Source organism: Pseudoalteromonas sp. SR45-4 (assembly GCF_014163535.1).
GTDB classification, from domain to species: Bacteria; Pseudomonadota; Gammaproteobacteria; order Enterobacterales; family Alteromonadaceae; genus Pseudoalteromonas; species Pseudoalteromonas nigrifaciens.
The window spans coordinates 86,390-97,288 of record NZ_JACJDO010000011.1 but is presented as its reverse complement, the minus strand read 5'-3'; the positions used below and the strand labels follow the sequence as shown (position 1 = coordinate 97,288).

Genomic DNA, 10,899 nt, shown 5'->3' with positions numbered 1-10,899 from the left:
TATTTCGCATGCCTAAAAATGAATAAAAAAGCAGTTTAATACGCGTTATTTGAATAAGCAGAGGGATTTTAAAAATTAAGGATGCTTTTAAGCCTAGCAATGTTTGTTTAGATAAACACCAAAGGAATTAATTATTAGAGTGGGTGTCATTTTAATTTTTTAACATTTTAGTTTTTCAGACGTTCAGGTTTAATTATGTTCTAAATCAAACCTAAACGCGTACACTTTTACGTATTGAAGTTAGTTTTTTCTTGGATTGTCTCATCAACAACTCAATAATTTTTGCGTTATTTTCGATTGGGGATTTTGGAATATTGCTTCGGTGGGGCCGTATTCAACAATTTCGCCTCGTTCTAGTACTACCAGTTGGTCGCTAATATGGCGGACTAAACTAAGGTGATGGGTTATTAATATATAGGTTAATCCGGTTTCTAGTTGTAGCTTTAGTAATAAATTAACTATTTGTGCGCGTACAGAGGGGTCTAGAGATGAAAGTGCTTCATCGAGCACAACAACCTTAGGATCTAATATAAGTGCGCGAGCAAGCGCTACACGCTGTAATTGCCCTATGCTGAACATGTGCGGATAATATTGTTGATGATCTACTAATAACCCCACTTTTAACATGGTGCTGTCTATTTTTTCGGCGCGTTGTTGTTTGTCAAAATCGGTATTAAATTGCAGGCAATCATCGAGCATGTCGGCAATAGTCAGTGCCGGGTTTAGCGAGGTTGCTGAGTCTTGAAAAATCATTCTGATATGGCGACATTGTGGATCGCGAATGCCGTTATTTTCGATTATGTTGTTTTCGAGTAAAATTTGCCCGCTATCAGCGCTATCGGCTCCGGCAAGTAATTTTGCTAGGGTACTTTTTCCGGCACCAGTTTCACCAATTATGGCTATGGTTTCGCCTTTGCCAACACTAAACGAAATATTTTTAAGTACTGCAAATTTTTTACGGCTAAATAATCCAGCCCGTAAATTAAAGCTTTTTGATAATGCTTGTACTTTTAGTAAGGGTTGCACTATTTCATCTCCTTGATCAGCGGAAAATGACACGCATAACTATGCCCTTGGTGTTTAGTTAGCTTTGGCGCAATAACACATTCTCTTTGTGCTTGCGGGCAACGCGGCCCTAACCGACAACCAATTGGTAAATGTTGCAGCGTAGGAATGGTGCCTTTAAGCGCGTAAAAAGGCTCTTTATGCGCCAAACCATGTTCGTAATCGGGTAGGCTTTTTAGTAGTGCTTGCGTATAAGGGTGGCGTGGTTGGCTAAAAATACGATGCGTTGGGCCTGCTTCAACCATTTGTCCACAATATAAAACATGAATAGTATGCGACCAGTTAACAATTTCTTCTAGCTCATGAGAAATCATTAAAATAGACATGTTTTTTAACTGATTTAAGCTTTTTAACAATCTAAATACTTGTGCACGGGTGGTGCTTTCAAGTGCGGTGGTGGGCTCATCTGCAATTAATAATTTTGGCGTACGCGCAATTGCCATAGCAATCATCACTTTTTGGCACACCCCTTCTGAAAGCTCGTGGGGGTAGCTGCTAAGTATTTCTTCGTGGTTTTTAATACCGACTTTATGAATAAGTGCTTTTACTCTGTCTTTGCGCTCGCGATTACGCTTTAAGAAAAACCCTTTACTTGCTACCTCAGGTAAGGTTTCGGCTATTTGATCAAATATTTTAGCGGTAGGGTCAAGGCAGCGACTCGGATCTTGATAGATCATTGCTATGTCTTGGCTCACTACTTTACGGCGTTGTTCTGGGGTTAAACGCATTAAGTCTACCCCGCGCCAATGCACTCTATCAGCTGTTATTACCCAGCGTTCATTAAGCACTCCTACAATTGCTTTGGCGATTAAGCTCTTCCCAGAACCAGATTCACCCACTAAAGCATGTACTTCGCCTTCTTTTAAACTAAAGCTCACTCTGTCTACGGCTCTAATAACGGTTTCAGAGGTGTGTAATTCAATGGTTAAGTTTCGAACATCAAGTAATTGCATTTAATCAGCCTTACGCGCTTGTAAAACTTGGCGAAGTCCATCGCCTACTAAGTTTGTTGACAGTACCGCTAAAAACAACAGTACGCCTGGTAGGGCTACAGTCCAGGGGGCTAAATATATAAGCCCGAGGTTTTCGGCTAAAATTGCACCCCATTCGGTTGTAGGTGGTTGCGCGCCTAATTTTAAAAAACCTAAAGCGGCTATATCTAAAATAGCAGTAGAGAGCGCCATGGTAAAAATAACCACTATATATTCATATATATTAGGGTAAATCCCTCGCGACAATATATGCCAATTAGAGGCGCCATCGAGCCGATAAGCGGTGATGTAATCTTTACTCAGCTCATCTACAATTAAGTTGCGAATAGAGTGAATAAATTGCGGCAGCAGTGCCAAAATAATTGCCCATACGGTATTCATTAAACCTGGGCCTAATATCGCTATAATAATAATTGCCAGCAACAACGACGGAATAGAAAGCGTTATATCCAGTAAGTGATTTAAAAAACTGGAGCGAAGCCCGCGACTAATACCAGCAAAAGTGCCTACGAGTAAGCCAATGACAGTGGTTAAAAACGCTGCAATAATTGATAAGCCAAATGTATACGTTGCGCCGTTCATTAATCTAGAGAGCACATCGCGGCCTAAATCGTCGGTGCCTAAAAGAAAACGTACGTCACCCATTTCGCGCCACGAGGGCGGAATAAGTAAGGCATCACTATGTTGCTGATTAACCCCATAAGGGGCTAAAAAAGGTGCACTGGCGGCCAGTAAAGCAAAAGCAATAAACACCCATAAACCAACGAGTGCAGGGTGGTTGGTTTTAAATTTTCGCCACAGCCGTGCTAGGGGCGATTTATTCGACTCTTCAGAAAATAAGTTAAACTTTGCCATGAGCTTGGTTCCGTGAGAGTGGGTCGAATAGAGTATAAATTAGCTCTGCGATTATGGTGGCAAAAATAATAAATAAAGAAACCGCCATTAAGCCACCTTGTATAGCGGGGTAATCACGCTGATAAATACTATCAATTAACCAGCGGCCAATCCCAGGCCACGAAAAAATAATTTCAGTGATCATTGCCAGCGTAATAAGCGTGCTAAATTGTAAACCAATTTGCTTAATTACCGGTAACAATGCATTACGCAGCGCATGGTGTATTATAAGTTGCCTGCGATTAAGGCCTTTTGCGCGCGCTGTTTTAATAAAGTTTTGATCCATTACTTTAAGCATAGATTCGCGAGTAAAGCGTATTAATACCGTAGTGGGGTACATAGCCAGTACTATGGTAGGCAAGGTAAGGTGGTGTAAGGCGTCAATAAAAGCCATGCCCTGGTACGGAAAGCTTGCCAAGCTAATATCAATTAAAATAAAACCTGTAGTGGGTGGTATTTCATAGAGTAAGCTCATTCTTCCTGACATTGGAAACCAACCCAGTTGCAATGAAAATAGCATAATGAGTAATAATGCTAACCAAAAAATAGGCATGGAATAGCCTATCATAGTGGTAGAGGAAATAAGCTTATCGGGCCATTGTTTATAATAAGCAGAGGCTAATATGCCTGTAGGAACACCAATAACAACCGAAACAAACAGCGCGTATATACTAAGCTCGAGTGTGGCAGGAATTAAGTCGAGTATTTGCGAAAACACGCTATCTCCAGAGGCAAACGACAGTCCCCAATCACCTTGCAATATACGCCCTAAAAAAGCGATATATTGCATAAAATAATTACTATTATATAAATACTTATCTTCTAACTGGGTGTGTTGCGCAAAGTTATTACTGGGAATACCGCTTAAATTACTTAATGCATCGCCAGGAAATAAAAAGCTCAGTAAAAAAGTAAAAACGCTAAGCATTAATACCATAAAAACAAATAAACCAATGCGGCGTAAAATATAATCTAAGCGCATTATTTTTTCCTCGCATTAGCAAGCGAAATAGCACCAAATGGGCCGAGCGTTATGCCCTCTACATCAGCACTGCTTGCCTGAAAACGCATGCCGTGGGCTATTGGTATTAAAGGTAGCTCATTAATAATCATGCTTTGTGCAGCGTCATAATATTGTTTACGCAGTGCTATATCGGTTGTACTAAGCGCTTGGTTAAGTAAAGAGTCAAATTGTGGGTTACACCAATTTGCGGCATTTTTACCACTAAAGGTGGCCGTGCAACTTAGCAAAGGGCTAAAAAAGTTATCAGGGTCGGGCGTATCGGCAGCCCAGCCAAGCAGTACGCTGTCGTGTCGGTGCTCGCCAACACGCTGAATAAAGGTATTCCATTCGTATTCTATAATACTCACTTTAACCCCTATTTTACGTAAATCACTTTGCATTAGCTCGGCCATTTTACGGGCATTAGGATTATAAATACGACTCACTGGCATGGCCCAAATGTTCATGTTAAAGCCATTAGGTAAGCCAGCTTCAATAAGTAATTTTTTGGCTAAAGCAGGGTCAAAATTTGGAATGTTAGCTTGTGGTTCAAACGCCCACGAGGTGGGTGGTAAAATTGATTGAGCGCGAATACCATTGCCGTAATACACAGCCTGCATTATTTTATCTACGTCAATTGCATGAGCGAGTGCTTGTCGTACTCGTATATCGTCAAAAGGGGGGCGCTCAGTATTAAATGCCCAGTAGCCAATATTTAAGTTAGTTTCTTTTTCTACATTAATGTCGTCGCGCTGGGCTAAAATACTCAATTGCGCGCTACTTGGATGAGCAGTGACATCACATTCTTTGGTGAGCATTTTAGCTATACGCGTGGTGCCGTTAGGGGTAATGTCGTAAACCAATTGATCCAGTACCACGTCGTGTTTCCAATAAACTGGGTTTTTATAAAAGCGCACTAAATGGTCGCGCCTATACTCTTTATAAATATACGGGCCTGTGCCTACTGGGTAGTGATCAAACAAATTGGTTTGTTCGCTGGCTTTTAGTTGCATGGCATATTCTTGTGACAATACAACAGCAAAATCGGTGGCCATATTGGCTAAAAAGCTACTTTCGGCATTAAACAACTCAAACCGTACTTGATAGTCAGACACACGTACAATTTTACGAATAAGCTGATCAATTCCTACACTCTGAAAGTAAGGATAATTAGCATCGCCAACAAAGTGATACGGATTATAAACATCAAATAAGCGGCTAAAAGTAAAAATAACATCGTCGGCGTTAAAATCCCGCGACGGCGTAAAGTACGCCGTGTTATGAAATTTTACGTCTTTACGTAAGGTAAAAGTAATCGATTTACCGTCTTTACTCGTTTTCCAATCGGTGGCTAATTCACTTTGATATTCAGCAGTAACAGGGTCAATGCTAATTAGACGGTCGTATAATTGATTGGCAATAATATCTATAGTTGAGCCTGTCGTTGTTACCTGCGGATTAAACGACACAGGGTTTGCTTCAGCGCAATAAACTAAGCCTTGGTTTTTTTCTTTTAAGATTTCTTCTTTACTATCTATACACCCTATAAGGCTGGTTGATAGCAAAGCAAGTAATAATTTATGCACCTGCGTAACCTCTAACTATTATTGAACTATAACTAAGTAAACTGAAACTCACCCCTTGGTGTCGCTTGGGTATAGCAAGTTATATTTTTTCAGATAGCCACGTAATTGATGATACGTCAAACCCAGTACTTCTGCAGTTTTCTTTTGATTAAATTGGCTATGCTCTAAAGCTTTGTTAATCATTAATATTTCAAAGTCGTTAGAGAGTTTTTTTAAGCTACATGGAAACTCAGTATTAATAGGCGCTGCACTTGGTAGTGCTTGAGCAACCGGCGCTGCGGCAACCGCTGGCTCAGGAGTATTAATGTTATTATTAACAAAAGCAGTGGGCTTTACTCGTGGTTTTGGCCTAAAACGGCTTTCAAATGGGTCTAAAATAATCTGATGAACGGGGATCTGTTCACTCCCATGGCGATACAAACTGCGCTCAACCACATTTTTTAGCTCTCGAATATTACCAGGCCAATCATAACTAAGCAGTGTTTCTGTGGCACTACGGGTAAAACCGCTAAACAATTGCCACTCTAAATCGCGCGCCATATTCATTGCAAACTGCTCTGCAAGCAGCATTATATCGCCTTGGCGTTCACGCAGTGGGGGAAGGGTTATTACATCAAAAGCCAGGCGGTCGAGCAAATCGCTTCTAAACTCACCTTGCTGTGCTAAATAAGGTAAATCTTCGTTAGTAGCGCACACTAAACGCGTATCTACTTTTATTGTTTGTTTACCGCCTACACGCTCAAATTCACCGTACTCTATTACGCGTAGCAATTTTTCTTGTACCATTTCGGAGGTGTTTGCTAGCTCATCTAAAAATAAAGTTCCGCTGTTTGCACGTTCAAAGCGGCCTTCGTGGCGTTTGCTAGCGCCAGTAAAAGCACCACTTTCATGGCCAAATAGTTCACTTTCGAGCAGGTTTTCGTTAAGCGCCGCACAGTTGAGTTTTACATAGCTTTGATCCCAACGTTTAGATAAAAAGTGTAAACGCGCTGCAATTAACTCTTTACCTGTGCCACGCTCACCAATAATAAGCACTGGTTTATCTAGGTTAGCTAACTGCGATACCTGATCAAGTACCGATAAAAAGCTATCAGATTGGCCGAGTAAGTTATCTTGTTGGCGATATTGGCTCATATTTCCTAACTCTTAGTCATTTTTACTAACAGTTAGTGTATTTCATAATGGGAGATAACTAAAGTAATTTGTAATTTGAGTTTAACTCTATGAATAAATTATGTATTTTAACTTTTATAAAGTTGGCAAGCATATTGATACAGTTATAGCAGACAAACTAAGTTTAAATTATAGAGGTAAATGTTATGGGAATTTTTTCACGTTTTGCAGACATTGTTAATTCTAATATCAATGCCATTTTAGATAAAGCAGAAGACCCAGAAAAAATGGTTCGTCTGATTATTCAAGAAATGGAAGACACCTTGGTAGAGGTTCGCTCTACGTCAGCTAAAACACTCGCTGAGCGAAAAGAATTAGTACGTCGCGTTGATACACTTAAAGCGCAAATGAATGATTGGCAAGACAAAGCTGAACTAGCGCTAAGCAAAGATCGTGACGATTTAGCACGTGCCGCTTTACTCGAAAAGCAAAAGTCAGCTGAAGCTGTAGCCTCAGTCGAGGGTGAACTTGAGCATGTAGGCTCACACATCGAAAAGTTACAACAAGAAGTAACCACGCTACAAGAAAAGCTAGCAGATGCTAAAGCTCGTCAAAAAGCGATTATATTACGTCAGCGTTCGGCTGAGTCGCGCCTTGAAGTTAAAAAAGCACTTGATAGCTCAAAGGTAGAAGATGCACTTAATCGTTTTGAGCGTTACGAAACTAAAATAGATGGACTAGAATCTCAAATAGAGTCGTACGATTTAGGCAAAAAAACCTTAGCAGATGAAATTGCCGAACTGCAAAAAAACGAAAAGGTAGACGATGAGTTAGCTGAGCTTAAAAAGAAGCTAGCAGATAAGTAACGTATAGCTAACGCATACCAATAATAATATAAGGGGCCCATGTGCCCCTACTTAAAACACTAATACGGATAGTCAGGAGAGGGTTATGTTTGATCCAGAAATACTCGTAGCACCATTTATTTTATTTATGATTTTTGTAGCGCCATTGTGGTTAATATTGCACTACCGTAGCAAAAAACAAGTAAGCCAAGGGTTAAGTGAACACGAGCATCGCCAGTTATTAGAGCTTGCTCAAAAAGCCGAAAAAATGGCAGACCGAGTCGAAACACTCGAAGCATTACTTGATCAAGAGTCGCCACAGTGGAGGCGTAAAGTATGAGTACCAAACGTGAATTATTAAGAGATCCGCAGCGCGGAAAAATAGCCGGCGTATGCGCTGGGCTAAGCGATTATTTTAATATGGAATTATGGTTAGTTCGTATTATATTTGTTAGTGCGGTATTACTAACTGGCGGCCCTTTATTTGTGGTAGCGTATATTGCAGCCTGGTTTATTTTAGATAAAAAAGAACCCACTAGCGCCTATAAAACAAATTCAACTAACTATGGCGATCCGCTAGAAGTGAAATTTAAAGTATGGCAAAAAGGCGAGCCACCGCGCCGCGCATTGCAAGACTTAAAAGAGCGTTTAACACGCGTAGATACGCGCCTACAAAATATAGAACGCTATGTTACTTCTACTGAATTTACGGTGAGCCGTGAAATTAACAAACTTTAAAGGATTTAATAGCACGGCAACTACACATTAAACAGTAAGTGAAGTGCTAAGTGCTAAACCATTATGAGTCGTACTTCATTTGCAAAAAAGACCTTTACCAGTATTAAAGGCAAAGCACAAAAAGCATTGCATCGAAGCTTAGATCAGCATGTAAAACTGGCTGTAACAGGTTTGAGTGGCAGCGGCAAAACAGCGTTTATTACCGCATTAGTTAAACACTTAACAAGCCAAGCCAGTGATAAAAACCTGCCTTTTTTTGATGTAATGCGCGAGCGCCGTCACATTGCCACTAAAGTAGTGCCGCAAGAGGCGCTTAAAGTGCCCACATTTAATTATACTCGAGCATTAAATGCGTTACTCCCCAGTGACGGCGAGCCAACATGGCCGCCTTCAACCGAGCGCATAAATACGCTGCGTTTAGCTATTAAGTATCAAAGTAACGCTGGGCTGCGTGGCCATTTTTCACCGCAATCAACACTTTATTTAGATATTATTGACTACCCCGGCGAGTGGTTGCTTGATTTACCTATGCTGGAGCAAAGTTATGCACAGTGGTGCGAGCTGCAATATCCGCTATTAACGCAGCATTTGCGGGTGCATACCTCAAGTGAGTTTTTAACAGCCGTTGAGCAACTCGACCTAAATGCGCCGGTAGATGAAAGCGCACTTGCGCATATTGCACAGCTTTATCAAAGCATGTTGGTAGGGCTTAAAAAAGACACTAAATTAGCTATGCTGCAACCTGGGCGCATGTTAATGCCAGGCGATTTACAAGGCGCGCCATTGCTATTGTTTTTTCCAGTATCGGGTGAGATAAATAGTAATAACCTAGTTGCAGGCTCTAACTTAGCGCATTTAATTAAACGCTTTAACGCCTATGTTAAAGAGGTTGTAAAGCCCTTTTATAACGAACACTTTCGCCATTTTGATCGCCAAATAGTGTTAGTGGATGTGCTTAGTGCCTTAAACGAAGGGCATGCAACCTTGCAAGAGCAAAGTAGTGTTATTAATCAGTTATTGGCGCACTTTAGTTATGGTGAATCGGGCTTTTTTAAACGCTTATTTAAACCTAATATAGATAAAATATTATTTGCCGCTAATAAATCAGATCATATAACCGCTAAGCATCATAAAGATTTAGCACTATTACTTGACTCATTAGTGCACGAGCAAAGCAATCATTTAAAGTTTGATGGTGTGCAAATAGAAACCATGGCTATGTCGTCAATTACCGCAACACAACCGCGCCAAGTAACCGACAAAGGCCAAACGCTAGACTGCGTTTATGGCAAGCCACTTAACGAGCCTGATTGGCTAACCTACTTACCGCCACAGCCGCCTAATAGAATGCTTAATAAAAGTGAATGGCCAGCGCAAGGGTTTGAGTTTTTATCGTTTTCGCCAATGCCAAGCCCAGATAAGCAGTTAAAACATATTCGATTAGATCATGTGATGCAGTACCTGTTAGGAGACAAGTTAGCATGAGTGAATCAAACCAAGAGTTTCAAGCAGGACGTCGTATAAATACCCAGAGTATGGAGCAAAACGAACCTGAATTGGCGCCTGCAAAAATAATTGAACATGGACAAAGTGATTACCAAGAAGATAATGACGAAGCGCTAGAGCCAGAAATTGACCTAGCGCCAGTATATAAAAAGTCAAAATGGCAAACGCTCAAAGGCATTTTTGTTGTTAGTTTTATAGTGCTGGTATTGCTAGAGTTTGCTTTTTCATTGGTACTGGCTTTTCAACAGTCGATTATTTTAGGCAGTATATATTTAACCGCTGTAGTGAGTGGGGTGTTGCTAATAGGGCGCTTATTATGGCGCGAATACCGAATGCTGCGCAGTTTAAAACGTAACCAGTTACATCGCCATGAAGCCGACAGGCTGTTAAATAGCGAGCAAGTAGGCGGCGCATTACCTTGGCTTGAAAAACTAAATAAACATCAGCAACTTGATAACTTTGAAACTTTTAAAAATCAAGTGGCAACGCATCACAGCGATAAAGAAATAATGACGCTGTACGCCAATAGTTTATTAATAACGCAAGATACCCAAGCTAAAAAGCTAATTAATCGCTTTGCAACCGAGTCGGCGTTACTAGTTGCGCTTAGCCCGCTGGCGCTGGTGGATATGATGGCTGTGCTGTGGCGTGGTACTAAGTTAATAGAGCAAATAGGAAAAATTTACGGGATTGGTTTTGGTTACGCAAGTCGCATAAAACTGTATCGCATGCTAATAAAGCAAGTAATGTTTGTGGGCAGTGCCGAGCTTATTTCTGATTTAGCTGCAACCGCGCTAAGCGCCGAGTTATTAGGTAAGCTTTCAGGGCGAGCAGCACAGGGCTTAAGTGCCGGTATATTTACCGCGCGCATTGGCTACAAAGCAATGGAACTAAGCCGCCCATTACCTCGGCTTGAAAATAAACGCAATTTATTAAAAAGTACGGTACAAAACATTGCTAGTAAAATTATTAGCCGTAAAAAGCCCGAGACAACGGAATGAGCAGTATTAAGAAATACTTGGCAATATTTATGTACAGCTAAAAGTATAAATATTGCACAAGTAGCCATCTGAGCATCCGGGATGCTTGTGCTTTGAATGCCCATACGTTTTGATTGAAGGCTAATACCCAATAACAATCAAAATAAGAGAGTATTC

General features: G+C 40.7%; 11 protein-coding genes. 5 read left to right on the top strand and 6 right to left on the bottom strand.

What is annotated here, in order from left to right:
- Positions 1-264: 264 nt before the first annotated feature.
- Genes H5058_RS07225 through pspF form a run of 6 tightly spaced genes read right to left on the bottom strand, consistent with a single transcriptional unit; the run spans position 265 to position 6,674 of the window.
- Positions 265-1,026: an ATP-binding cassette domain-containing protein gene (locus H5058_RS07225; RefSeq protein ID WP_011328713.1), complete on the bottom strand. Its 762-nt coding sequence runs from the start codon at positions 1,024-1,026 to the stop codon at positions 265-267.
- Positions 1,026-2,018 carry an oligopeptide/dipeptide ABC transporter ATP-binding protein gene (locus H5058_RS07220; protein WP_011328712.1) on the bottom strand — a complete coding sequence of 331 codons (993 nt, stop codon included), beginning with the start codon at positions 2,016-2,018 and terminating at the stop codon, positions 1,026-1,028. Before H5058_RS07220 ends, H5058_RS07225 begins: the two co-directional genes overlap by 1 nt.
- Entirely contained in the window at positions 2,019-2,912 is an 894-nt protein-coding gene (locus tag H5058_RS07215; protein ID WP_011328711.1) for an ABC transporter permease subunit, read from the bottom strand.
- Entirely contained in the window at positions 2,899-3,933 is a 1,035-nt protein-coding gene (locus H5058_RS07210) for an ABC transporter permease subunit (protein ID WP_011328710.1), read from the bottom strand. Before H5058_RS07210 ends, H5058_RS07215 begins: the two co-directional genes overlap by 14 nt.
- Positions 3,933-5,540 carry an ABC transporter substrate-binding protein gene (locus H5058_RS07205; protein ID WP_182677464.1) on the bottom strand — a complete coding sequence of 536 codons (1,608 nt, stop codon included), beginning with the start codon at positions 5,538-5,540 and terminating at the stop codon, positions 3,933-3,935. Before H5058_RS07205 ends, H5058_RS07210 begins: the two co-directional genes overlap by 1 nt.
- Positions 5,541-5,588: 48 nt before the next feature.
- Positions 5,589-6,674 carry a phage shock protein operon transcriptional activator gene (pspF, locus tag H5058_RS07200; protein WP_182677462.1) on the bottom strand — a complete coding sequence of 362 codons (1,086 nt, stop codon included), beginning with the start codon at positions 6,672-6,674 and terminating at the stop codon, positions 5,589-5,591.
- A gap of 185 nt (positions 6,675-6,859) precedes the next feature.
- Here pspF and pspA point away from each other — a divergent pair, with 185 nt between their 5' ends.
- From pspA to H5058_RS07175, 5 genes are all read left to right on the top strand, one after another.
- On the top strand, positions 6,860-7,519 hold the full coding sequence (gene pspA, locus H5058_RS07195; protein WP_041454499.1) for a phage shock protein PspA: 660 nt from the start codon (positions 6,860-6,862) through the stop codon (positions 7,517-7,519).
- Positions 7,520-7,604: 85 nt separating this feature from the next.
- A complete protein-coding gene (gene pspB / locus H5058_RS07190) occupies positions 7,605-7,838 on the top strand; it encodes an envelope stress response membrane protein PspB (RefSeq protein WP_011328706.1) in 234 nt (77 codons plus the stop codon).
- Entirely contained in the window at positions 7,835-8,236 is a 402-nt protein-coding gene (pspC, locus tag H5058_RS07185) for an envelope stress response membrane protein PspC (RefSeq protein ID WP_011328705.1), read from the top strand. Before pspB ends, pspC begins: the two co-directional genes overlap by 4 nt.
- Positions 8,237-8,299: 63 nt before the next feature.
- The gene (locus H5058_RS07180; RefSeq protein WP_179807533.1) at positions 8,300-9,721 is read left to right on the top strand and encodes a YcjX family protein; all 1,422 of its coding nucleotides are present in this window, start codon (positions 8,300-8,302) and stop codon (positions 9,719-9,721) included.
- Positions 9,718-10,743: a YcjF family protein gene (locus H5058_RS07175; RefSeq protein ID WP_011328703.1), complete on the top strand. Its 1,026-nt coding sequence runs from the start codon at positions 9,718-9,720 to the stop codon at positions 10,741-10,743. The genes H5058_RS07180 and H5058_RS07175 overlap by 4 nt, the downstream gene beginning before the upstream one ends.
- Positions 10,744-10,899: the final 156 nt, after the last annotated feature.

Coding starts and splice junctions, on each gene's coding strand:
- H5058_RS07220 (WP_011328712.1), bottom strand. CDS start 2,018: ATGCAATTACTTGATGTTCGAAACTTAACCATTGAATTACACACCTCT.
- H5058_RS07215 (WP_011328711.1), bottom strand. CDS start 2,912: ATGGCAAAGTTTAACTTATTTTCTGAAGAGTCGAATAAATCGCCCCTA.
- H5058_RS07210 (WP_011328710.1), bottom strand. CDS start 3,933: ATGCGCTTAGATTATATTTTACGCCGCATTGGTTTATTTGTTTTTATG.
- pspF (WP_182677462.1), bottom strand. CDS start 6,674: ATGAGCCAATATCGCCAACAAGATAACTTACTCGGCCAATCTGATAGC.
- pspA (WP_041454499.1), top strand. CDS start 6,860: ATGGGAATTTTTTCACGTTTTGCAGACATTGTTAATTCTAATATCAAT.
- pspB (WP_011328706.1), top strand. CDS start 7,605: ATGTTTGATCCAGAAATACTCGTAGCACCATTTATTTTATTTATGATT.
- pspC (WP_011328705.1), top strand. CDS start 7,835: ATGAGTACCAAACGTGAATTATTAAGAGATCCGCAGCGCGGAAAAATA.
- H5058_RS07180 (WP_179807533.1), top strand. CDS start 8,300: ATGAGTCGTACTTCATTTGCAAAAAAGACCTTTACCAGTATTAAAGGC.
- H5058_RS07175 (WP_011328703.1), top strand. CDS start 9,718: ATGAGTGAATCAAACCAAGAGTTTCAAGCAGGACGTCGTATAAATACC.